19 protein-coding genes are annotated in these 21,123 nt (G+C 73.9%); 11 read left to right on the plus strand and 8 right to left on the minus strand.

Going from position 1 to position 21,123, the window contains the following annotated elements; genetic code table 11:
* Positions 1-46 precede the first annotated feature (46 nt).
* The 4 genes from ACFZDI_RS13590 to ACFZDI_RS13605 all read left to right on the plus strand — a co-directional run bounded on the left by ACFZDI_RS13590 (position 47) and on the right by ACFZDI_RS13605 (position 4,257).
* On the plus strand, positions 47-1,090 hold the full coding sequence (locus tag ACFZDI_RS13590) for a PHP domain-containing protein (protein WP_391250232.1): 1,044 nt from the start codon (positions 47-49) through the stop codon (positions 1,088-1,090).
* A 39-nt stretch (positions 1,091-1,129) separates the two neighbouring features.
* Positions 1,130-1,795 (plus strand): HAD family hydrolase, encoded by a 666-nt coding sequence (locus ACFZDI_RS13595; protein WP_234845781.1) that lies wholly within the window; start codon positions 1,130-1,132, stop codon positions 1,793-1,795.
* A gap of 100 nt (positions 1,796-1,895) precedes the next feature.
* On the plus strand, positions 1,896-3,143 hold the full coding sequence (locus ACFZDI_RS13600; RefSeq protein WP_391250235.1) for an aromatic acid exporter family protein: 1,248 nt from the start codon (positions 1,896-1,898) through the stop codon (positions 3,141-3,143).
* Positions 3,144-3,228: 85 nt separating this feature from the next.
* On the plus strand, positions 3,229-4,257 hold the full coding sequence (locus ACFZDI_RS13605; RefSeq protein ID WP_391250237.1) for an NAD-dependent epimerase/dehydratase family protein: 1,029 nt from the start codon (positions 3,229-3,231) through the stop codon (positions 4,255-4,257).
* 107 nt (positions 4,258-4,364) lie between these two features.
* On the opposite strand, the gene ACFZDI_RS13610 is transcribed toward ACFZDI_RS13605, so the two are convergent.
* From ACFZDI_RS13610 to ACFZDI_RS13620, 3 genes are all read right to left on the minus strand, one after another.
* Positions 4,365-4,640 (minus strand): hypothetical protein, encoded by a 276-nt coding sequence (locus ACFZDI_RS13610; RefSeq protein WP_234845784.1) that lies wholly within the window; start codon positions 4,638-4,640, stop codon positions 4,365-4,367.
* Positions 4,641-4,701: 61 nt separating this feature from the next.
* Positions 4,702-5,991 carry an ROK family protein gene (locus tag ACFZDI_RS13615; protein WP_391250240.1) on the minus strand — a complete coding sequence of 430 codons (1,290 nt, stop codon included), beginning with the start codon at positions 5,989-5,991 and terminating at the stop codon, positions 4,702-4,704.
* A 252-nt stretch (positions 5,992-6,243) separates the two neighbouring features.
* Positions 6,244-9,426, minus strand: a complete 3,183-nt coding sequence (locus ACFZDI_RS13620; RefSeq protein ID WP_391250242.1) for a cytochrome P450 — start codon at positions 9,424-9,426, stop codon at positions 6,244-6,246.
* 153 nt (positions 9,427-9,579) lie between these two features.
* Here ACFZDI_RS13620 and ACFZDI_RS13625 point away from each other — a divergent pair, with 153 nt between their 5' ends.
* The 6 genes from ACFZDI_RS13625 to ACFZDI_RS13650 all read left to right on the plus strand — a co-directional run bounded on the left by ACFZDI_RS13625 (position 9,580) and on the right by ACFZDI_RS13650 (position 14,805).
* Entirely contained in the window at positions 9,580-10,272 is a 693-nt protein-coding gene (locus ACFZDI_RS13625) for a PAS domain S-box protein (protein ID WP_391250244.1), read from the plus strand.
* Positions 10,273-10,371: 99 nt separating this feature from the next.
* On the plus strand, positions 10,372-10,866 hold the full coding sequence (locus ACFZDI_RS13630) for an FBP domain-containing protein (RefSeq protein ID WP_391250246.1): 495 nt from the start codon (positions 10,372-10,374) through the stop codon (positions 10,864-10,866).
* Between the two features lie 140 nt (positions 10,867-11,006).
* Positions 11,007-12,260: an aromatic acid exporter family protein gene (locus ACFZDI_RS13635; RefSeq protein WP_234845789.1), complete on the plus strand. Its 1,254-nt coding sequence runs from the start codon at positions 11,007-11,009 to the stop codon at positions 12,258-12,260.
* A gap of 46 nt (positions 12,261-12,306) precedes the next feature.
* Positions 12,307-13,269 (plus strand): hypothetical protein, encoded by a 963-nt coding sequence (locus ACFZDI_RS13640; RefSeq protein WP_391250248.1) that lies wholly within the window; start codon positions 12,307-12,309, stop codon positions 13,267-13,269.
* A complete protein-coding gene (locus tag ACFZDI_RS13645; protein WP_391250250.1) occupies positions 13,226-13,504 on the plus strand; it encodes a hypothetical protein in 279 nt (92 codons plus the stop codon). The genes ACFZDI_RS13640 and ACFZDI_RS13645 overlap by 44 nt, the downstream gene beginning before the upstream one ends.
* Positions 13,505-13,611: 107 nt before the next feature.
* The gene (locus ACFZDI_RS13650) at positions 13,612-14,805 is read left to right on the plus strand and encodes a beta-propeller fold lactonase family protein (protein WP_391250252.1); all 1,194 of its coding nucleotides are present in this window, start codon (positions 13,612-13,614) and stop codon (positions 14,803-14,805) included.
* Here the strand turns inward: ACFZDI_RS13650 and ACFZDI_RS13655 are convergent.
* A complete protein-coding gene (locus ACFZDI_RS13655; RefSeq protein ID WP_391250254.1) occupies positions 14,773-15,501 on the minus strand; it encodes a DUF2470 domain-containing protein in 729 nt (242 codons plus the stop codon). The genes ACFZDI_RS13650 and ACFZDI_RS13655 overlap by 33 nt on opposite strands.
* Before the next feature lie 85 nt (positions 15,502-15,586).
* Complete coding sequence (locus ACFZDI_RS13660) at positions 15,587-16,195, minus strand: TetR/AcrR family transcriptional regulator (RefSeq protein WP_361112306.1); 609 nt, start codon at positions 16,193-16,195, stop codon at positions 15,587-15,589.
* Positions 16,196-16,304: 109 nt separating this feature from the next.
* Between ACFZDI_RS13660 and ACFZDI_RS13665 the strand changes: the two genes are divergently transcribed.
* Complete coding sequence (locus tag ACFZDI_RS13665; RefSeq protein WP_391250257.1) at positions 16,305-17,801, plus strand: cytochrome P450; 1,497 nt, start codon at positions 16,305-16,307, stop codon at positions 17,799-17,801.
* Here ACFZDI_RS13665 and ACFZDI_RS13670 read toward each other — a convergent pair.
* The 3 genes from ACFZDI_RS13670 to ACFZDI_RS13680 form a co-directional block, all read right to left on the minus strand.
* Positions 17,763-18,605: a pentapeptide repeat-containing protein gene (locus ACFZDI_RS13670; protein ID WP_268838773.1), complete on the minus strand. Its 843-nt coding sequence runs from the start codon at positions 18,603-18,605 to the stop codon at positions 17,763-17,765. The genes ACFZDI_RS13665 and ACFZDI_RS13670 overlap by 39 nt on opposite strands.
* A gap of 366 nt (positions 18,606-18,971) precedes the next feature.
* Positions 18,972-19,706, minus strand: a complete 735-nt coding sequence (locus ACFZDI_RS13675; protein ID WP_234845794.1) for a PIG-L deacetylase family protein — start codon at positions 19,704-19,706, stop codon at positions 18,972-18,974.
* Positions 19,707-19,756: 50 nt separating this feature from the next.
* On the minus strand, positions 19,757-21,058 hold the full coding sequence (locus ACFZDI_RS13680) for an alpha/beta fold hydrolase (RefSeq protein ID WP_391250260.1): 1,302 nt from the start codon (positions 21,056-21,058) through the stop codon (positions 19,757-19,759).
* Positions 21,059-21,123: the final 65 nt, after the last annotated feature.

Here is a 21,123-nt window from a genome sequence, read left to right on the forward strand (position 1 = left end):
CGTGCGGCCCGCCGGGCGCTGGGGAACCCTTGAGGTGGAGGTGGCGATGGATCCCGTCGAGGCACTGGACCGGATCGCCTTCCTGCTGGAGCGGTCCCTGGCACCGACCTACCGCGTGCGCGCCTTCCGTACGGCGGCCCGCGTACTGAAGGACCTGGAGGGGGACGAGGTGCGCCGGCGGGCGGCGGACGGTTCGCTGGAAAGGCTCAAGGGCATCGGCCCGAAGACCGCCCAGGTCGTGCGGGAGGCGCTGGCCGGCGAGGTCCCCGGCTATCTGGAGAAGCTGGAGGGCGAGGCGGAGAAGGCACGCCCGGTCGTGCGGGGCGGGGAGAAGCTGCGGGCCCTGCTGCGCGGGGACTGCCATCTGCACTCCGACTGGTCGGACGGCGGCAGCCCGATCGAGGAGATGGGCCGGGCCGCCGCGGAGCTGGGCCACGAATGGGCGGCGCTCACCGATCACTCGCCACGGCTGACGGTGGCGCGCGGCCTGTCGCCCGAGCGGCTGCGGGAGCAACTGGACGTGGTGGCGGAGCTGAACGCGACCTGGGCTCCGTTCCGGCTGCTGACCGGCATCGAGTGCGACATCCTCGAGGACGGCGCGCTCGACCAGGAGCCGGAGCTGCTGGAGCGGCTCGACGTGGTGGTCGTGTCGGTGCACTCCAAGCTGCGCATGGACAAGCGGTCGATGACCCGGCGGATGGTGGCCGCCGTGCGGGATCCGCACGCGGACGTGCTCGGGCACTGCACCGGGCGGCTGCTGACCGGGCGGGGGCGGCCCGAGTCGGAGTTCGACGCGGACGAGGTGTTCGCCGCGCTCGCGGAGACGGGCACGGCCCTGGAGATCAACAGCAGGCCGGAGCGGCTGGACCCGCCGCGGCGGCTGCTGCGCCGTGCCGTGGACGCCGGGGTGCTGTTCTCCGTCGACACCGACGCGCACGCGCCGGGGCAGCTGGACTGGCAGATCAACGGGTGCGCCCGGGCGGAGGAGTGCGGGGTGCCGCCCGAGCGGGTGGTGACCACGTGGTCCCTCGAGGAACTGCTGGCCTGGACCCGTGAGCGGCGGGTGCCGTCCGGCGTGGCGAGCGGCTGACGTGGTACCCGCGCGGCCGGAGAGAAAGGGACTGCACCTATGGGACGCGCGGAACGGGCGGCTGTGTTCGACGTCGACGGCACGCTGGTCGACACCAATCATCTGCATGTCGTGGCCTGGTGGGAGGCCTTCCGGCAGGCGGGCCACCAGGTGCCGATGCACGCCATCCACCGGGCCGTGGGCCTGCCGTCGACCGACCTGGTCGCCCATCTGCTCGGCGACGACCGGAACACGGACCAGGACGCGGACATCAGCGCCGGGCACAAGGCGCTGTACGGGCAGTACTTCGACCGGCTGCCCGCGCTGCCGGAGGCCGGGGCACTGCTGCGGCGGCTGCACCGGGACGGCTGGGCGGTGGTGCTGGCCACCTCCGCGGGCGGCGCGGAGCTGGGCGCGCTGCGCCGGGCGATCGACGCGGACGACGCCATCATGGCCACGGCCAGCGCCGACGACGTCGACGCGGGCAAGCCCGCGCCCGAGCCCGTCGAGCACGCCCTGGAGCTGGCCGGGGTGCCGGCGGAGCGAGCGGTGTTCGTCGGCGACACCGTGTGGGACATGCAGGCCGGCAGCAGGGCCGGGGTGCGCTGTGTGGGCGTCCTGTGCGGCGGCATTCCGCGCGCCGACCTCGCGGAGTCCGGCGCGGACGCGGTCTACGCCGACCCCGCGCACCTGCTGTCCGCCCTCGGCGACAGCCCGCTGGCATGAAGGAACGTGAAACCGCCGGTGGGACGGATACCCACAGCACATGACGCGTGTGACGAGTGCGCTACGGCGGACGGCGGAGGCCATCCGCGGTCGGAGGGACATGAACGAAGACACGGGGGCGGCCTCGGAGGCAGGGCCGCGGGGAGCGGCCGCGGGCCGGGGGCGGATCGAGCATCCGGGGCAGGGGAAGCGGACCGTGCGGCCGGTGGATGCCGTACGGCGGGAGTCCCGGTCGGCCTGGGAGGCCGTGCTGGCGGCGTGGCGCGGGCCCGGCCGGGAGCGGGACCTGGTGGTCCAGTCGCTGAAGGCGGCCGGGGCGGCCGTGCTCGCCTGGGCGGTGGGCGGCGTCTGGATGGGCGACCCGCTGGCGCTGATGGCGCCCTGGGTGGCGCTGGTCCTGGTGCAGGCCACGGTGTTCAGCTCCCTGGTGCAGGGGGCGCGGCAGTTCGGGGCCATCTGCGTGGGCACGCTGGTGGCCTCGGCGGCGCAGGCGATCGCCGACGACACGCTGGGCGCGATCGCCCTGTCCGTCCCGGTGCTGATGCTGCTCGCGAACTGGCCGCGCTTCGGCGACCAGGGCATCTACGCGGCGACGACGGCCCTGTTCACCATCTCCTCGGGCATGGTGAGTCTGTCCGCCGTCGGGCACCGGGTGGGCCAGGCCGCGATCGGCGCCGTCATCGGCGTCGCGGTCAACGCACTCATCCTGCCGCCGATCCACCTGCGGGACGTACGGGCGAACCTGGCCGCGCTCGCGCGGGAGTCGGGCGAGGTGCTGCACCTCGTCGCCGGCGATCTGCGCGAGGGCGAGTGGGACGCGCAGACCGCCAGCGGCTGGGTCGGTGCGGCGAAACGGCTGGACCACCGCGTGCAGGCGCTGCGCTCGGCGCGCCGGTGGTCGCAGGAGAGCCTGCGCCTGACCTACGCCCCGCTGCGTGCCCTGCACCGCGTACCGCATGGCGGTGCGCTGCCGGCGGTGGACGAGGACGAGCGGCTCGCCCGGGTCACCGGGCACGTCGGCACGCTCACCCGGGCCCTCGCGGTGTCCGTGGACGACAACCGCTCCCCCGCCCCGCCGGAGGGTCCGGCTCTGCGCTCGTACGCGCGGCTGCTGGAGCTGATCGGGGACGCCCTGTGCGCCGAGGCCGACAGCCTGCTCGACGGCAGCGTGACCGCCCGGCCGGACGACGAGACGCAGAAGGCGATGCGGGAACTGCAGGAGGAGTTGCAGGAGCAGCTGCGCCGGAACGCCGGAGAGGGCGCCGCCCATACGGCGGTGCTGGGCACATTGCTGCTCCAGGCGGAGAACCTCTGGGCGGAGACGGTCCCGGGCGACGAGGACCGGTGAGCACCCCGGCGGTCAGGGGTCCGGGACGGGGAACCCGGGTACTCGGTCACCTCTCGTAAAACCAGGTGGCCGAGAGGAGCACGCAGTGAGCAGCACAACGGGCAAGAGGGTCGTCGTCACGGGTGCCACCGGCAACGTCGGCACGAGCGTGGTGCGCCTGCTGTCGGAGGACCCGGAGGTCGCCTCCGTGCTGGGGCTGGCCCGGCGGATCCCCGACTGGTCGCCGCCGAAGACGGACTGGGCCGCCGTCGATCTGTCCTCCGAACGGTCCGGCCTGGCGGAGCGGTTCTCGGACGCCGACGCGGTGGTCCATCTGGCATGGGCGTTCCAGCCGACGCACGACCCGGCGTCGACCTGGCGCACCAACGTGCTCGGCAGCATGCGCGTCTTCGAGGCGGTGGCCGCCGCCGGCGTTCCGGCCCTGGTGCACGCCTCGTCGGTCGGCGCGTACTCGCCCGGCCCGAAGGACGAGGCGGTGGACGAATCCTGGCCGACGCACGGCTGGCCGGATGCCGCCTACTGCCGGGAGAAGGCCTATCTGGAGCGGGCGCTGGACACCTTCGAGCGTGACCACCCGGGGACACGGGTGGTGCGGATGCGGCCCGCCTTCCTGTTCCGGCGGGAGTCCGCGAGCGAGCAGCGCCGCATCTTCGGCGGCAAATTCCTGCCCGGCCCGCTGGCCCGCCCCGAGCTGCTGCCCGTCCTGCCCGACATTCCGGGGCTGCGGATGCAGGCCCTGCACACGGACGACGCGGCGAACGCCTACCGGCTCGCGCTGCACTCCGACGTCCGGGGCGCGTTCAACCTGGCGGCGGACCCGCCGGTCGACGCGCGGCTGCTGGGCGAGATGTTCGACGCGCGTCCGGTGCGGCTGCCGCGCACCGCGGTCCGGTCGGCGATCGCCGCCGCCTGGGGTCTGCATCTGCTGCCCGCCTCGCCGCACCTGTTCGACGCGGTCCTGCGGCTGCCGCTGATGGACTGCGCGCGGGCGCGTACGGAGCTGGGCTGGCGGCCGGAGCACACGGCTCCCGAGGTGCTGGAGGAGTTCCTGCTGGGCCTGCGGCAGGGCGCGGGGGCGCAGACGGAACCGCTGCGCGGACGCAAGGTGGGCTGAACCGGCAGGCTGCACCTGGCCATGCCAGGACATGCCCGCCTCAGGACAGGCCCGAGGGCCGCAGCCGACCCCCACAGCCGGCTGCGGCCCTCGGTTGGGATGCCCTCCTAGGCGGAGGGCTCGTCCGGCACCGGGTGCTCGGTCTGCACCGTTCCCGAGCGCGGTGCTCCTTGCCGGCCCGTCCCCGCTTCGTCCGTGTCGGGGACGTCACCGGCGGGCTCGTCGGTCTCGTCGTCGCTCCGGCGCCCGTCCTTCGCGCCGGTGCCCGTGAAGCGCGGGGCGACCTCCCACGGGTCCTCGCCGTCGTCGGCCTGCTGGTCCGGCATGTCCCGCGGGATGGGCTCACCGTTCTCGCCGGGTCCTTCGAGGCGGTGGTCGGTCACGGCGTGCTCCCTTCTGTGGTCCGGGCGCCACGCGAGTACCTCCGCGCTGATCGTCGAAACCTCAGCGCGGAATCCGCTCCTGGAGTGCCGTGCGCCACGCGGGGAGCGGGTACTCCGGTGCGGGGTCGGGGCGCCGTCCGCCGCGGGCGAAGAAGTCCGCGAGCGGCAGGATCGCGGCACCGACGGTGACGGCGTCGGGTCCGAGCCGTCCCAGGTCGACGGTCACCTTCCCGGCCGGGTGGCGCAGCGCGTACGCCATGGCGTGGCGGCGTACGGCGGGCAGGAAGCGCGCGCCGAGCGCCAGGCCCGCCCAGCCGCCGATGAGGATGCGCTCGGGCTGGAAGAGGTTGATCAGGTCGGACAGGCCCGCTCCGAGGTATTCGGCGGTCTCCTCCAGGACGGCCAGCGCGACGGGGTCGGCCGCGGTCCCCTCGGGCGGATGGGCCGCGGCGAGCATCGCGGTGAGGGCTGTCTCCTCGTCGGCACCGCTGGGGACCCGTCCGCCCTCCTCCCGCCAGCGGGCGAGCAGCGACTCGGCACCCGCGTAGGCCTCCAGGCAGCCGAGCGCCCCGCACCGGCAGCGGCGGCCCCGGACCCGTACGGTCAGATGCCCCCATTCGACCGCGCGGCCCTGCTCCACGTCGGGGGTGACGAGGCTGGCGCCGACGCCGGAGCCGAACAGGACCACGACGGCGTTGCGGGCGCCGCGTCCGGCGCCGAACCACATCTCCGCCTGGCCGAGCGTCTTGGCGCCGTTGTCGATGAAGTACGGGACGGTGTCCGGCAGGGGGGAGCCGGCCCGGAGCAGGGCCTCCAGCGGGACGGCGTCCCAGCCGATGGTCTGTCCGTGCACGAGCGCGCCGCGCTCGGGGGTGCGCTCGACGATGCCGGGGACGCCGATGCCGACGCCGAGGAGCCGTTCGGGCGCGGGACCGGCGGTGTCCAGTACCTCGGCGATGCCGTGACGAATGTGGTCGACGATGGCCTCGACCTCGTAGCGCTGGGGTGACAGCGGGCGCTCGGCGCGGGCGAGTTCGGTGAGGGTGAGGTCGAAGAGTTCGACCCGGACCCGGGTCTCGCCGACGTCGACGCCGATCATGTGGCCGCTGCCGGGCGCGACGCGCAGCAGGATGCGGGGGCGGCCGCCGTCGGAGTCGACGCTGCCGGCCTCCTCGACCAGCCCGTCGGCGACGAGGTCGGCGACGACATTGCTGACGGACCCGGAGCTCAGGCCGGTCGCCGGGCCGAGTTCGAAGCGGCTGAGCGGGCCGTCGAAGTAGAGCCTCTGCAGCACGGCCGTGCGGTTGGCCCGCCTGAGATCGCGTACCGTGCGCCCGTTCCGCGCAGTCATGTGGCTCCCTTCGCATCCCCTGCCCGACCTGCAACATACCGTCGGGGACGGGCCCGGCGCGACATTCCTCCACCCCTTATTTCACGATGTGAGCTAACCGCCTCGTCCGGTGTGGCGGGGTCAGCAGGCCTCCGCGATCTCGTCCAGGGCCGGTGGGCGAGGCCGGCCGGGGTCCAGGCCCGCCGCCAGGGCACGCCGGGCCCGTTCCCAGGAGTCCACCACCGTGTGCCCGCCCCTCGCCTGCCGCGTCGGTCAGCCGGCCGCGTACACGTCCTCGACGTAACGCCCCTGCGCGACCAGTCCGTCGAGCCACTGCTCGGCAGCCGCCTCGTCGGCGCTCGGCGTGTGCTTGCGGTACAGGGTACGGAACGCCTCCCGCACCCCGGGCGCCATCCGGGAACCGTCGCCGCAGACGTACACCCGCGCCCCGGAGTCCAGCAGGGCCCAGACTTCCTCGGCCTCGGCGGCGATGCGGTGCTGTACGAACCGCACCTCGCCCTCGGGGACCTCGCTGAAGGCGGGCCGCATCGAGACGGCCCCGGCGGCGTCGGCGGCGCCCAGCTCGTCGGCGTGCAGGAAGTCGGCGTCAGGCGCGTCACAGCCGAAGTAGCACACCGCGGGGGCGAGTTCGGCGCCCGCCGCGAGGGCCACCGCACGGTCGGCGATGGCGCCGCGGAACGGGGCGAGGCCGGTGCCGGCCGCGACCATGACGACCGGCGCCGGATCGCCGGTGGCGTCGATGCGGAAGGCCTCGCGGCACGGCTGCACACGGGCGTACACCGTGTCGCCGGGCTCGACGGTGGCGAGGTGGCCGGAGCCGGTGCCCCGGTAGACACCCTTGCCGGAACGGGCGGGTGCCTCCAGCAGCGAGACCATCAGGTCCACGTGGCGGGGGTCGACGGCGGGCGAGGAGGAGGCGGAGTAGTGGCGCGGGCGCAGGGGGGTGAGGAGGTCGAGCAGCTGCGGCCAGTCCAGGGCGCCGCGCAGGGCCGGGTGGTCCTCCAGGATCTCCACGAGGGTGCGGGGGTCGTCGGTGAGGGCCGCCAGGGCCGTGCGCTCCGGTGGGCACGGGTGGGCGGCGGCGAGCACGGCGAGCTGCCCGGGGCTCGGGCGCTCCTGCAGCTCCACGTGGTGGGTGAGGAGCTGCCGTACCGTCACGGGCCGGTCCACGGCGATGCCGTCGCGGCGCGGGCGGGTGGCGCGGATGTCCAGGACCGTGTCGAGGTCGGCGCCGAGCGCGGCGGCGGCGCGCCTGACGAGGTCCGGGGCGTTGGCGGGGAGCACGGTGAGGTGGTCGGCCGTGCGGTAGGTGACGCCGTCCGGCAGGGCGACGCGGAGGAACCGCTTGCGCCGGGCGTAGCCGGGGGCGGTGAGGTCGCGGGCCTCGGTGACCCGCATGGGGACGAGTCCGTGCCGTTCGGCGAGGGCGTCCAGCGGGCCGCCGGTCAGGGTGCGGACCTCGTAGGCGGTCGCGGGCTGCGGGTCCGGCGTCGTGGCGTCCGGGTCGCCGTAGCGCTCCAGGAGGGCGGTGCGCAGGGACGTGGTGAAGGCGCGGACGGTGCCGGCGAGGTCGCCGGAGGCGTCGGCGGCGGCGCGCTCCAGCAGGCGGTCGGCGCCGGACGCGGCGAGCCGTTCGTCGATGCGGGTGGGGACGTGCTGGTAGGTGGCGGCCCAGTTGCGGTCGCCGACGCCGAGGACGGCGTACGTGACGCCCGAAAGGTCGCGGGTCTCCTCCAGCCGGGTGGCGAATGCGGTGGCGTCGTCGGTGGGGCGGCCGTTGTAGGAGGCGGCGGTGATGACGACGGGCCGGTCGGTGGGCAGGCCGCCCGCGTAGGCGTCGAGGGGTGCCACCTCGGTCGCGCAGCCGAGGGCGGCGGCCTCGTCGGCGAGCCGGGCCGCGAAGTCGCGGCAGGTGCCGTAGTTGCTGCCGTGCAGGAAGAGGGCGGCGGTGCCGGGGCGGACGCGGGCGGGCAGGTCCTGCGGCTCGGCCGTGGCGGTGTCCTGGGCCTGGGCGGCTCCGGGCAGCGGGCCGTGGACCCGGTCGGCGCAGGTGCGGGGCGTCAGTGCGAGGGTGAAGCCCTCGGGCTTGAGGGTGAGGGTCTCCTTGACGTGGAGCCGGTAGTCGGCGTGGTCGTTCAGCCGGTAGCGGTGGACGAGCATGGCCAGCAGCATGGTCGCCTCGTGCAGCGCGAACTGCCGCCCGATGCAGGCCCGCTCGCCGGTGCCGAACGGCTTGAAGGCGTGCACCGGCCGCTCGGCCTCCGCCTCGGCCGTGAAGCGGGAGGGGTCGAACAGCTCGGGGTTGTCACCCCACACGGGCTGCCGGTGCAGCATCGGCGCGAGGACCAGGACGCCCTGCCCGGTGCGCAGCGGGATACGGCCGCCGAGCAGGGTGTCCTCGCGGGCCTCCCGGGAGAACACGGCGGCCGTGGGCCACAGCCGGAGCGCCTCGTTGAGGACCTGGCGCGTGTAGGTCAGCCTGCCGACCTCCTCGTACGTCGGCTCGACGTCGGCCCGGTCGCCCCACAGCGCGTCGACCTCGCGCTGCACCAGGCGGAGCGTGGTCGGGTGCTTGGCGAGGTAGTACAGCGCGAAGGACATCGCGCCGGAGGTGGTCTCGTGGCCGGCGATCAGGAACGTGATGACCTGGTTGCGGATGTTGGCGGTGTCGAGGGTGGTGCCGTCGTCCGGGTGCTGGGCGGTGAGCATCAGGCCGAGGAGGTCGTCGGCGTCGCTCTGGTCGGTGCCGGTGCGGGCGGCGATGACGTCGTCGACGACCTCGGCGAGGTAGGCGGAGTCCTTCCGGAAGGCCGCGTCCTGCTGCGTGTAGTCCTGCCCGGGTACGCGCGCCAGGCGGGTCATGCTCCACTCCAGGCAGCGGACCATCGACTGGACGAAGGGGTGCGGCTCGGTCCGCTCGAAGGAGCCGAAGTCGTAGCCGAAGCCGGCGAGTCCGATGGTGTCGAGGGTCATGCGGGTCATGTCGTCGGGCACGTCGACCGGCCGGCCGGCGCGGGCGTCACGGTCCCAGGACGCGATGAGCCGCTGCGCCACCTGCAGCATCACCGGGTGGTACGTGCGCATCGAGCCCAGCGCGAAAGCGGGCATGAGGATGTCGTGCGCCTTGGCCCAGTTGGGCTCGTCGTTGTACGCGGTGAACAGGCCGTCGGCGGCGAATTCGCGGACGTTCTCCAGGCCGGGCCCGACGTGCTTGGCGAACCGCTGCTCGTCGGCGAGGTCGGCCACGAGGTCCAGGTCGCTCACGAACAGGGTGTCCCGCCCGTACAGCCGCCGCACGAGGACCGGCCCGTGCTCGCGCATCAGGTCCATGACCTGCTGGATGGGCGCACCACCGGGTCCGGTGGCGGAGATGTCGGCGAGGGGGACGCCGGGGAGGTCGTCGGCGGTCAGGGGAGTCTGTCCGGTGGGGGGCATGACGCGGCAACTGCCTTTCGCGGTACGGAAGTACTGCGATCCAGCGTGGTCCACCGGGCCGGGGAGGCGGGTCGGCGGCCCTACATGATTGTGTAGTACATGCGGCCGCCCCGCTCTTGCGCGGGAGCGGCCCGGCGTGGAAGGAGCCGATGCGTGGACCTGGCCCGGCAGGAGGCCGTGACGTGGCGCAACCGCGCGCTGCTGCTGTTCGACCGGGTCGCGATGCCGGTCGCGGTGTGCGACGTGTACGGGGCGGTGCTGCTGGCCAATCCGGCGATGGCGGCGGAGTGCGGCAGGACGCCGGGGCAGCTGCGTGGACGCGATGTGCTGGACCTGTTCAGCCCGAGCGAGGCGACCCAGGTGGAGCGAATCGCCGAGGCCCTGCGCCTGCGCCGCCGCTCGCGCTACCAGGTGTCGGTGCGCTGGCGGACCCCCGGCGGCGCGGACCGCTACGGCGAACTGACGGCGGATCCGGTCAGCGACACCGCGGAGGACACCCCGGCTCTGCTGGTGATGCTCCGGGTGGAGCCCGAGCGCGCACCCTCCCCCGCCCCGGCCGTCGGGCAGGCCCGGGTCACTCCGACGGAGACCCGGGTCCTGGCGCTCCTGGCCGCCGGCGCGACCACGGCCCGGGCGGCGCGGGAGACGGGCCTCACCACCGACGGCGTCACCTACCACCTGCGCCGGCTGTCGTCCCGCTGGGGTGCGTCCAACCGCACGGAACTGGTGGCCCGGGCGTATGCGCTGGGGGTGCTGGCGCCCGGGGTGTGGCCGCCGGAGGTCGGCGGCCGGGGGGTCGCCGACGCATCACGCCGCGCAGATCCGGCGCGGGCCCCCCGGGCCTGACGGAAATCCGGTCGCCCTCGGCGGTGCGACTGCCTACTCTGGCCCGGCCCACAAAACCTAGGGCCCCTAGGTTCACGAAGACGACTCCCTGGAGCTTCCATGCAGCCGCTCACCGAGCAGGACGTCCGCGCCTCCTTCATCAACTGCTCGAAGGGCGAGGCCAAGCGTCTGGCCGTGCCCCGGGACCTCGACGAACGCCCCTGGGACGATCTCGACTTCCTCGGGTGGCGGGACCCGGGGGCACCCGACCGGAGCTATCTGGTGACCGAGCGCGGAGGACGGCTCGTCGGCCTCTCGATGCGGTTCCAGGCGGCGCAGCGAGGTTTCCTGCACCGCAGCATGTGTTCGCTGTGCCTGACGACGCATCCGCGCGGCGGGGTCTCGCTGATGACCGCCCGCCAGGCGGGCGCGGCCGGCCGTGAGGGCAATTCGGTGGGCGCGTACATGTGCACCGACCTCGCCTGTTCCCTCTATGTACGCGGGAAGAAGGCACCGGAGGCGGGGTCGCGGTTCGAGGAGAGCCTGACCGTGGACGAACAGATCGCGCGGACCAGGAGCCATCTGTCCGCCTTCCTCGACAAGGTGTCCGCCTGAGACACGGGGTCCGCCCGAGCCCTCCTCGGTCGCCCGTGCTTTGCCCCGGCACTAACGTCCTTCGTGAGCGTCCTTCAGAGAAGTGATGGACGTGTTCGACGGATCCGTTCGATACGCCGGGGAAGGGGAACAGCCCGAGGATGCGAGAGGTACGTGAGTGGACGGCGCACGCCGAGCGGATCGTGAGCAAGCGGCGTGATCCCGTGGTCGTCCAGACGCTGCGGTCCGCGACCGCCGCGACGATCGCCTACGTCATCGCGCTGCGGCTGAGCCCCGAGCCGGCCCCGCTCACCGCTCCCCTGACGGCGCTGCTGGTCGTCCAGGTGACCCTGTACGCCACGATCACCAACGGCTTCCGGCGGGTGAACGCGGTGGTGACCGGCGTGCTGCTCGCCATCGCGTTCAGCCTGCTCGTGGGCCTGACCTGGTGGAGCCTGGCGCTGCTCCTGCTGGCCTCGCTGGCGGTGGGACGGCTGGTCCGCGTGGAGGAGTACGTACCCGAGGTCGCGATCAGTGCGATGCTCGTGCTCGGCGTGACCAGCGTCGGGGACTACGCGTGGGCCCGGGTGGTGGAGACCCTGATCGGCGCGTCCGTCGGGCTCGCCTGCAACCTGCTGCTGGCTCCGCCGGTGTGGGTGGAGGAGGCCGGCGAGTCCATCGAGGGTCTCGCGCGCCGGCTGCGGCAGCTGATGCTGCGCATGGGCGAGGAGGCCGCGGGCGGCATTCCCGTGGAGCGCGCGGAGAGCCAGCTGCACGAGGCGCGCCGGCTGGACCACGACATCGTCGAGGTGGACGCGGCGCTGCGGCAGGCGGAGGACAGTCTGCGGCTCAATCCGCGCGTGCAGGACAGCGTGCTGCACCGGGTGGTGATGCGCACCGGTCTGGACACGCTGGAGATCTGCACGGTGGTCCTGCGCGTGCTCGCCCGTTCCCTGACCGACCTGGCGAAGGAGCGTGAGCCCGAGCCGCTGTTCGAGCCCGAGACGGGCGCCGCCCTGGAGCAGGTGCTATCCGAGATCGCCGACGCCGTGGTGAGCTTCGCCGTGCTGGTCACCACCCATCTGAGCGCGAGCGCCGAGTCGGCGGAGGAACGTCTCGCCGCCGAACTGCGCACCGCGGCGGGCACCCGCGACAAGCTGGCTCTGCTGCTGCGCGAGGAGGCCGAGCGCTCCCCCGGGCACTGGCAGCTTCCGGGGGCCGTGCTGACGGAGGTGAACCGCATCCTCGACGAGCTCGACACCGAGCACCGCACCCGCCGCCTGTTCGAGGAACTGGACCGTGTGTCGCGCGAGCAGCGGGCCCGGATGCCCCGTCTGACGCGGCTGCGGGAGCGGCTGGGCGTCACGGAGCAGATGTGGCGGAACCGCGCGGGGTTCGGCGGGCGTTCTCGCTGAGGGGAACGCCGGCAGGGAGCCGGCGCCTGATGCGAGGGGCGGGCCGATGGCCGAAACGGGCGTGCGGATCGACGGAAACACTCTGCGGCTGCCGGGCGGGGTCGCCGTGCGGTTCATCCGCACCCTGCGCCTGCCGGAGACGGGCACTCATCCGCTGCCCCCGGGCCTCGGCGAGTTCCCGGTGCGGCGCGTCGAGGACTACGCGGACCGGGTCCCGGCGGAGTGGCGGGCCCGCGGCGGTGTGATGCTGCCGGTGTATCTGCGCGAGGCGATGTGGCTGAGCTTCGCGGGCACCTCGGAGCCGGCCGCGCTCCAGGTCGGCGTCGGCAAGGTGTGCGCGGTCTCCGGCCGGCCCTGGAGCGACCGTCCGGCACGCGACCCGCAGAACTACGTGGTGCTCCCCCGCCAGCCCTGGCTGGACGGCATCAACTCCGGCACGGGCACGGTCCGGCAGTTCGTGGCCGTCCCGCTCGGTCTGGGCGCCACCGTCGAGGGGCAGGTCACCGGCGAGGAGGTGTGGGGCGGCGTCCAGCTGCAGTCCTTCGCTCTGAACGACCGGCAGCTGGCGCGGTGGCGCGCCGAGGAGCGGCTGCGGGCGGAGCGGGAGCGCTCCGCACCGCCGACGAGCGGCTACGGCGCGGCGATGCCGGGCGGGCTGCCGACGGCCGCGACCGGCGGCTACGGCCCACCGGTGCCCCTGGCCGCGCCGCCCGCGCCCGGCGGCTACGGCGCTCCGATGCCCTCGGCCGCGCCGCCCGCATCCGGCGGTTACGGCGCCCCGATGCCTCCGGCGGCCCCGGCCTCGCCCGGGTCGGTTCCGGCGCCCGCCGCCGGTGCCGTTCCGGCGAGTCCGCCGCGCTGCCGCCGCGATGGGGCTGGGTGTCGGCGGCTCCATGCGGCAGGAGGTCTACCAGGACGACCGGCCGCTCACCGACTGGTCGCAAAAACCCGCGGGGCGGGTGTTCGTGCACCTGGTCACGCCGCCGGAGTGGCGCCGCATCACCGGTGAGGCCGCACCGCCGTCGCCGGTGGACCGGGCCGCGTACACCCGGGCCGGCCTGCCCTGGTTCGACTACTTCGACCAGGACGCGGAGGACCTCGCCCCCACGGACACGCTCCAGTCCGTCAAGCCGGTCGGCGACTGGCTCGGCGACGACCACGAGCCCTGGCAGTCGCCCACGCCGGGGCAGACCCAGCAGCTCAAAGACGCTCCGGGCGCCCCGGTCCAGGACGGCGACTGGTAGCCGGCCCGTCGCATCGCGCGCGACAGCGGCGGCCGTTGTTTGCACCCGGCGGGCGGGAAACGCCAAGGTGGCTGTCACGACCGGGACGAGGGACGACGAGGGGCGACATGGGCAGTGGCGGCTGGAGCAGGCGCCGGTTCGTCGGCGCGCTGGCGTGCGGGGCGGGCGTGGCGGCGTTGCCGTCCTGCGGCGACGCGCCCGCCCCGGCGACGGATCCGGCCACGGCCCCTGAGGCGGGCACGAGCCCGTCGCGCGAGGCCCGCCGCCCCTCCGGGCCCCGCCCGCTCTACCTGGGCACATACACCTCCGTCGAGGGCGGCGGCACGGGCGTCGGCCTGGCGACGTACGACCCGGGGACGGGGCGGATCACCGGCGCCGGCACGATCGGCGGTGTCGGCGACCCGTCGTATCTGGCGGTCCACCCCGACCGCCGCACGCTGTACGCGGTGGACGAGCGGGACGACGGCGCGGTGACCGCCGTCCGGCTGTCCGACCGGAAGGTGCTGGGCAGCCGGAGCACCGGCGGGTCCGCCCCCTGTCACCTGTCGGTGCATCCGGGCGGCCGCTGGCTGCTGAGCGCGAACTACGGCTCGGGCAGCGTGGCCGTGCATCCCATCGATGCCTCGGGCGCCCTCGGTGAACGCACCGACCTCGTCCGGCACTCCGCTCCGCCGCCCGGTCCGGGTCAGGAGGGCCCGCACGCCCACCAGGTCGTCACGAGCCCGGACGGCGGGCATGTGCTCGCCGTGGACCTGGGGACGGACACCGTCTACACGTACCGGCTGGACGAGAAGGCGGGCACGCTCACCGAGGTCGGGCGGGCGCGGACCCGGCCGGGCGCGGGTCCGCGCCACCTCACGTTCCATCCCGGCGGCCGCTACGCCTACCTCGCCAACGAGGTCGACGACACGGTGGCGGTCTGCTCGTACGACAGGGCCTCCGGCCGGGTCACCGTCGGCGAGGCGCAGTCCACCGGCACCGGCTCGGGCACCAACCACCCGGCGCAGATCCTGGTGACCGCGAACGGCCGGTACGCCTACCTCGCCAACCGCGGCCACAACAGCCTCACCCGCTACGCCGTGGAGGCGGAGGGCGCCCGGCTGCGGCTGCTCGACACGGTGCCGGTGGGCGGCGACTTCCCCCGGCAGATCGCCTTCTCACCGGAGGGCGCGCTGCTGTTCGCCGCCAACCAGAAGTCCTCCACCGTCACCGTCTTCCACGTGGACGAGGCGAACGGCGAACTCCGGCGCGCAGAAGAAACGTTCCCCTCACCCGTCGCCGTCTGTGCGCTGCCGCTGTAGTGCCCGCGGGCACGACGCGGCGGCGGCCTGGCCGAGCAGGACGTGCATGCGCTCGGTGAGTTGCGCGACGTCGTCGGCGGGCGCGTGGAAGGCGAGGCGCACGTCGCCGTGGGCGCGGACCCGTTCGATGCGCAGCGTCAGGCCGTGCCGGTCGACGGCGAGCGGCTGGACGCGGACCGCGCCGTGCAGGCTGTCGGAGTCGACGAGCCGGGTGAGCCGCTCGACGGCGTCGGCGTGGCAGTCGGCGAGGTGCGTCAGCAGCCGCGCCTCCGCCGTGGTGAGCGGGTCGGGCACGGCGGCGGTGAACTCGCCGAGGTCCACGACCCGGGAACCGGACGGCTGCCGCAGCACGACCCGGGTGGGTGTGAAGGCGATGCGCTCGCCTTCGACGGCGAACCAGCCCGCGAGCCACAGCCGGGCGCGGATCCGGTTGCGGACCGGGACGGGCGCGACGTCGGCGAACTCCAGCACCGCGGACGGCTCGCCGCGGGGCGCGCAGATCGCGGCCGCGAGCAGGGCGCTGTCCTCGGGCACGTCCACGAGCAGCCGGCCGTCCTCGCCCACGGTGTGCGCGCCGACCAGTTCCTCGCGTGTGCCCTCCGCGGTCACGGAGCAGGACCACGCGGTGGCGAGCACCGAGCGCGCCCGCTCCGCCGCGGCGGGAGCCGCCGTCCAGCTGTGGCTGTCGTCACCCATCCCAGACCTCCTTAGGTAAGCCTCACCTAACCTATCGAAGATCCGAGTGTGCGCCAACCACGGCACATCCCCTTTGCGACAACCTTCAGGGTGTGAGCACGCCCAGCAGGGCGCGTGCGCAGAGCTCGCGCACCTGCGCGCGGTCCAACTCCGCGCCGCGCAGCCACTCCAGACAGACGCTCGTGGTGAACGCCAGCCAGCCGCGCACGGCCAGCCGGACCTCCGGCCGCTCCTCGAAGGCGGGGCCGAACTCGGGATCGGCGGCGAGCGCGGTGAGGATCTGCCGCTCCTGCGCACCGAGAGCCCGCTGGTAGACCCGCCGCACCGCCTGGTCCCCGGCCGCGTCGGCGCGATGGAAGGCGCGATAGCCGTGCGCGTGTGCCTGGACGTACTCCAGGAACGTCTCGAGCCCCGCGGCGAGTTGCTCACGGACCGGGACTCCGGGCACCGCCGCCGTCATGCGCAGCATGCGCTCGCTCTCGCGCTCGACCACCGCAGCGAAGAAGTCCCGCTTCGTCGGGAAGTAGTGGTAGAGCAGTCCGCGCGACACCCCGGCGATCTCGGCCACCTGCTCGATCCACACATCGTCGTAGGGGCTCTCCGAGAACAGCCGCGCACCCACGGACAGGAGCTGCTCCCGGCGCTCCTCGGTGCTGAGCCGACGGCGCGTGCGCCCGCCCTGGTTCGCGGCCATGGCCGCACTTTACTTGACGCCGGTTCAACAACGGCTCCAGACTGAACCGCGCTATTGAACCCACGTACAACACGTGCGAACCCGCTGCCGGATCAAGGGAGATCGCGTCATGACGGAGGCGCCGACACGGACCGGGGAACCCAAGGGGTTCCGGAGTGCCGAGCTGGGATGGCCGCAGCTGGACCGCATCCCGCGCCCGCCGCGCCGGATCCCCCTGCTGGGGGACGTCCTGGGTGTCGACCGGCGCACTCCGATCCAGGACTCGCTGCGCTACGCCCGGCAGCTGGGCCCGGTGTTCCGGCGCAAGGCGTTCGGCAAGGAGTTCGTGTTCGTGTGGGGGGCCCGGCACGCGGCCGACCTCGCGGACGAGTCCCGGTTCGCCAAGCACGTGGGGCTCGGCGTGGCCAACCTGCGGCCGGTCGCCGGAGACGGGCTGTTCACGGCCTACAACCACGAGCCCAACTGGCAGCTCGCCCACGATGTGCTCGCACCGGGGTTCAGCCGCGACGCCATGGCCGGCTACCACCCGATGATGCTGTCGGTCGCGCGGCGGCTCACCGAGCACTGGGACCGGGCGGCGGCGACGGGCCGGGCGGTGGACGTACCCGGCGACATGACCAAGCTGACGCTGGAGACGATCGCGCGCACCGGCTTCGGGCACGACTTCGGTTCGTTCGAGCGCTCCCTCCCGCATCCCTTCGTGACCGCGATGGTGGGCACCCTGACCTACGCGCAGCGGCTCAACACCGTGCCCTTCCCGCTGGCCCCGCTGCTGCTGCGCAGCGCGAGCCGGCGCAACGCGGCCGACATCGCCCACCTCAACCACACGGTCGACGAACTGGTCCGGGCCCGGCGCGCCATTGGTGGCGGCGACGGCGATCTGCTGGACCGCATGCTGGAGACGACGCACCCCGGCACCGGGGAACGGCTGGCGCCGCAGAACGTCCGCCGCCAGGTCATCACGTTCCTCGTGGCCGGCCACGAGACGACCTCGGGCGCCCTCTCCTTCGCCCTGCACTACCTCGCCCGCCACCCCGAGATCGCCGCCCGGGCCCGCGCCGAGGTGGACCGGGTGTGGGCAGACACGGCGGAGCCCGCCTACGAGCAGGTGGCCCGGCTGCGCTACGTCCGCCGGGTGCTGGACGAGTCGCTGCGGCTGTGGCCCACCGCGCCCGCGTTCGCCCGGGAGGCCCGTGAGGACACGGTGCTGGCCGGGGAGCACCCCATGCGGCGGGGCGCCTGGGCCCTGGTGCTGACGCCGATGCTGCACCGGGACCCCGAGGTGTGGGGCGAGGACCCCGAACGGTTCGACCCCGACCGCTTCGACGCCGGTGCCGTACGGTCCCGGCCCCCGCACACCTTCAAGCCGTTCGGGACGGGCGCACGGGCGTGCATCGGGCGGCAGTTCGCGCTGCACGAGGCGACGCTGGTGCTCGGGCTGCTGCTGCGGCGCTACGAGCTGCGGGCCGACCCGGGCTACCGGCTGCGCGTGACGGAGCGGCTGACGCTGATGCCGGAGGGCCTGCGCCTGCACCCGGAGCGCCGCACCCCGGTGCGGGAGCCGGCCTCAGACCTGCGCGGTCCAGTGCCCGGGACGGGTGACTGACCCGGGCAGCCGCGTCCCGGCGCTGCCCCGGGCCGCGTTCAGCTGCGGCTGGGTGAGGAAGAACGCCCCGGTCAGGTCGGCGTCCGTGAGGTCCGCGTCCCGCAGGTCGGCACCGATCAGGTCCGCTCCCCGCAGGTCGGCGCCGGTGAGGTCGGCGGCGATGAGGTAGGCACCGCGCAGGGTCGCACCGCGCAGGTCGGCGCCCTTGAGACGGGCGCCCATGAGGTCCGCGCCCCGGCGGTCCTTCTTGCGGCCCTTGAAGCCGGCCCTGGCCAGTTCGCTCGTCCTCAGCAGCAGGACGTTGACCTCCTGGCGGTGGGCCGCCACGTCGAGCGCGGCGAGCTCCTCGGGGCTCCCGCCGGTCAGTTCCCGGGTCTTCTCCAAGGCCTTGCGCAGCTCGGCCTGGACGGGACGGGCCGCCGGCAGGGCGAGCGCCTCGGTCAGGTACCACAGCAGCTCGTGCAGCTGCCGGACCACCGGGAACACCTCGAACATGCGCCGGGCGTCCTCAGCAGGCCCGGTGCGCCAGTCCCGGCCGCCGAAGGTGATCTGCGAGACCTGCTGTCCGGCACCGAAGCAGTCGTAGACCGTGCAGCCGGTGAATCCCTGCTGCCGGAGCCGGGCGTGGATGCCGCAGCGGTGGTCCTCACGGAGGTTGCGGCAGGGCGTGCCGGCGGCCTTGTCGACCGCGAAGTCGGCCGAGGCGGCGAAGGGCAGGGCGACGCAGCACAGCCCGAAGCACCGCTCGCAGTCGCCGCGCAGTTCCGGCCGCCCGGCCTGGTGATCCCGCATGCCGTTCAGCATACGAAACGACCGGTGACGGGCGGGTGCCGGTCATGCCACCGGCCCGGGGCACCTCAGGCGCTCCCACCGTTCGGGGTCGGCCGGGGTGTACTGCCGGAGGCCCGGCCGTCGGCGATCGTGAGCCCATGACCGACCGCACCCGGCCCTCGGACGTGTCGATCACCCCGATCGGCGGTTGATCAGCACCAGCTCCGCGAGCGCACGAACGGGGCGAACAAGGCCTCCTGGACGGCGTCCTCCGCCTCGCGAGCGATATGGGCATGCGGTAGGCCACCGCTTCCGGATGCCCCCGGTGTTCCTCGAACCGCCCGGCCAGTTCCTCGCTGCCTGTCGTGCTCTCCCCCGTCGTCTGCGGTCAACCGCCGGTCATCTGCTGAACAGTTCGAACGCCACCGCCGGCCTGCCCCCGAACCGCTCCCCCGTCGCCTCGGCGTTGCGGGCCAGGAAGCCGCGTGCGTACGTCTCCGGATCCTCGCTGGTCAGCACCTCGATGTACGTGCGGTGCTCCAGCAGGGAGCGCACCGCCCGTTCCATCCCCGCTGTGGCGTCGACCGCGTGTGTGGGTGTGCTGGATCCGGCGACCGCGACCCAGCGCACGCCGTCCCAGGGATCGAGGCCCCGCTCGATCAGCTCGGGGAAGATCCACCGGTTGCCGGCGTCGCCGGCCGCGTCGAGCGTGGCCCGGCCGACGGCCACGTGGTCCGGGGTGTTCCAGGCGACACCGCCCCAGGTGTCGCGGTGGTTGAGCGTGATGACCAGCTCGGGCCGGTGCCGGCGGATGGCGGCGGCGATGTCGCGGCGCAGGGCGGTGCCGTACTCGATGACGCCGTCCTTGTGGTCGAGGAACTCCACCTCCGAGACGCCGACCACGGCCGCGCTCGCCCGCTGCTCCTGCTCGCGCAGCGGCCCGCACCGCGCGGGGTCCAGCGTGTCGATGCCCGCCTCGCCCCGCGTCGCGAGGACGTAGGCGACCTCGCGGCCCTCGTCGGTCCAGCCCGCGATCGCCGCCGAACAGCCGTACTCGAGATCGTCCGGATGCGCCACGACCGCGAGGGCACGCCGCCAGTCGCCGGGCATGGGCTGCAATTGAGTGGTCGTCATGTCGGCAGACTAATCCGCGCCGGCGGCGTCACCGGGTCTGCGGCACGAGATCACACCTCGTCCCGCACGAGCGCCAGGAGCCGGTCGAGGACGCGGGGGCCGCCGGCGCGGATGCCGTCGTGCTCGAACTCGTCCGTGACCCAGGTGCGCAGGCCCCGGATCGCGCGGGCGGTGCGCAGGGAGTGGGCCGTGTCGACGTACATGTCGTCGTGGTAGACGGCGGCCACGACCGGCACCGTGTTGGCGGCGAGGCGGGCCGGGTCGTACAGGGGCGTCCAGTCGGTGCGGGCGGCGAGCAGGTCGGCGGTCTCGCGCAGCGGGCGCAGCGCGGGGTCGCAGTCGAACATCCAGGGGTGAATCGATTCCCCGGTGAAGAGCAGGGGTTCGTCGCCCGCGAGGGCCTTGGCGGCGTCGAACTGCGGGAACTCGGCGCGGACCCGCTCGGCCGACCAGGCCGTGGGCCGGGCGTCCTGGCCGTAGATCGACTCGTGGATCAGGGCGTACAGCGGGTGGCGGGCGTAGGAGAGCATGCTCTGCGCCTGCTCCTGGAACGCGTCGGAGAGCGTGCGGCCCTGCGGGGTGCGGACGAAGGCGTGCTCGAGGAGGTGGTGGAGGCGGTGACTGCCGTCGCCGGTGCCGAGGGCGATGCCGAGGGACTGGAAGGCCTCGACGGTGAGCCGGTAGCCGTTCGGCAGGACCACGTCGTGGTCGAGGAGGTGGCGGGCGATGCGGCGGGCGCGCTCGGCGTCCTGGGGGTAGCGGGCGTAGTGGGCGGTGACCTTGCGTTCGATGCGCGGGAAGGCGGCCCGGTAGACGTCGTCGGCGTGGGCGTCGAGGGAGGGCAGACCGCCGGTGATCACGGCGTTGGCCAGACCTTCGGGGGCGAGGGACAGGTAGCTGGTGACGCAGAAGCCGCCGAAGCTCTGGCCGAGCACGGTCCACGGCCTGCCGCCGGTGAGCTGCGCGCGGATCGCCTCGCAGTCGCGGACGATGGAGTCGGCGCGGAAGTGCGTGAGGTAGTCGGCCTGCTCGGCCGGTCCGCCGCGCAGCGGGAGCGTCTGCCGGTTCGCGGGTGTGCTGTGGCCGGTGCCGCGCTGGTCGAGGAGCAGGACGCGGTACTCCTTGAGGGCCCTGCCGAGCCAGCCGGGCCTGCCGACGGAGCGGTCGGCGCCGAAGCCGGGCCCGCCCTGGAGGTACAGGAGCCAGGGGAGGTCCTGGTGCGTCTTGTCGCCGGCGACGACTTCGCGGGCGTACAGCTCGATCGTCTCGCCCTCGGGGCGGCCGTGATCGAGGGGGACGGTGAAGCGACGGTCGGTGAGGACGACTCCGGGCTGGCGGTAGCTGACGGTCAACAGGGCTCCCGGGACGGACGGATTTTCGGACCGCGTCCCAGTTCATCACAGGGATCACCGGCGGG

Source organism: Streptomyces sp. NPDC007907, from assembly GCF_042959365.1.
GTDB classification, from domain to species: Bacteria; Actinomycetota; Actinomycetes; order Streptomycetales; family Streptomycetaceae; genus Streptomyces; species Streptomyces indiaensis.

What these genes read in the sequence shown, in the direction of transcription:
- ACFZDI_RS13590 (WP_391250232.1), top strand. Translation starts at nt 47, where the DNA reads ATGGATCCCGTCGAGGCACTGGACCGGATCGCCTTCCTGCTGGAGCGG.
- ACFZDI_RS13595 (WP_234845781.1), top strand. Translation starts at nt 1,130, where the DNA reads ATGGGACGCGCGGAACGGGCGGCTGTGTTCGACGTCGACGGCACGCTG.
- ACFZDI_RS13600 (WP_391250235.1), top strand. Translation starts at nt 1,896, where the DNA reads ATGAACGAAGACACGGGGGCGGCCTCGGAGGCAGGGCCGCGGGGAGCG.
- ACFZDI_RS13615 (WP_391250240.1), bottom strand. Translation starts at nt 5,991, where the DNA reads ATGACTGCGCGGAACGGGCGCACGGTACGCGATCTCAGGCGGGCCAAC.
- ACFZDI_RS13620 (WP_391250242.1), bottom strand. Translation starts at nt 9,426, where the DNA reads ATGCCCCCCACCGGACAGACTCCCCTGACCGCCGACGACCTCCCCGGC.
- ACFZDI_RS13630 (WP_391250246.1), top strand. Translation starts at nt 10,372, where the DNA reads ATGCAGCCGCTCACCGAGCAGGACGTCCGCGCCTCCTTCATCAACTGC.
- ACFZDI_RS13635 (WP_234845789.1), top strand. Translation starts at nt 11,007, where the DNA reads ATGCGAGAGGTACGTGAGTGGACGGCGCACGCCGAGCGGATCGTGAGC.
- ACFZDI_RS13640 (WP_391250248.1), top strand. Translation starts at nt 12,307, where the DNA reads ATGGCCGAAACGGGCGTGCGGATCGACGGAAACACTCTGCGGCTGCCG.
- ACFZDI_RS13650 (WP_391250252.1), top strand. Translation starts at nt 13,612, where the DNA reads ATGGGCAGTGGCGGCTGGAGCAGGCGCCGGTTCGTCGGCGCGCTGGCG.
- ACFZDI_RS13655 (WP_391250254.1), bottom strand. Translation starts at nt 15,501, where the DNA reads ATGGGTGACGACAGCCACAGCTGGACGGCGGCTCCCGCCGCGGCGGAG.
- ACFZDI_RS13660 (WP_361112306.1), bottom strand. Translation starts at nt 16,195, where the DNA reads ATGGCCGCGAACCAGGGCGGGCGCACGCGCCGTCGGCTCAGCACCGAG.
- ACFZDI_RS13665 (WP_391250257.1), top strand. Translation starts at nt 16,305, where the DNA reads ATGACGGAGGCGCCGACACGGACCGGGGAACCCAAGGGGTTCCGGAGT.
- ACFZDI_RS13670 (WP_268838773.1), bottom strand. Translation starts at nt 18,605, where the DNA reads ATGCTGAACGGCATGCGGGATCACCAGGCCGGGCGGCCGGAACTGCGC.
- ACFZDI_RS13675 (WP_234845794.1), bottom strand. Translation starts at nt 19,706, where the DNA reads ATGACGACCACTCAATTGCAGCCCATGCCCGGCGACTGGCGGCGTGCC.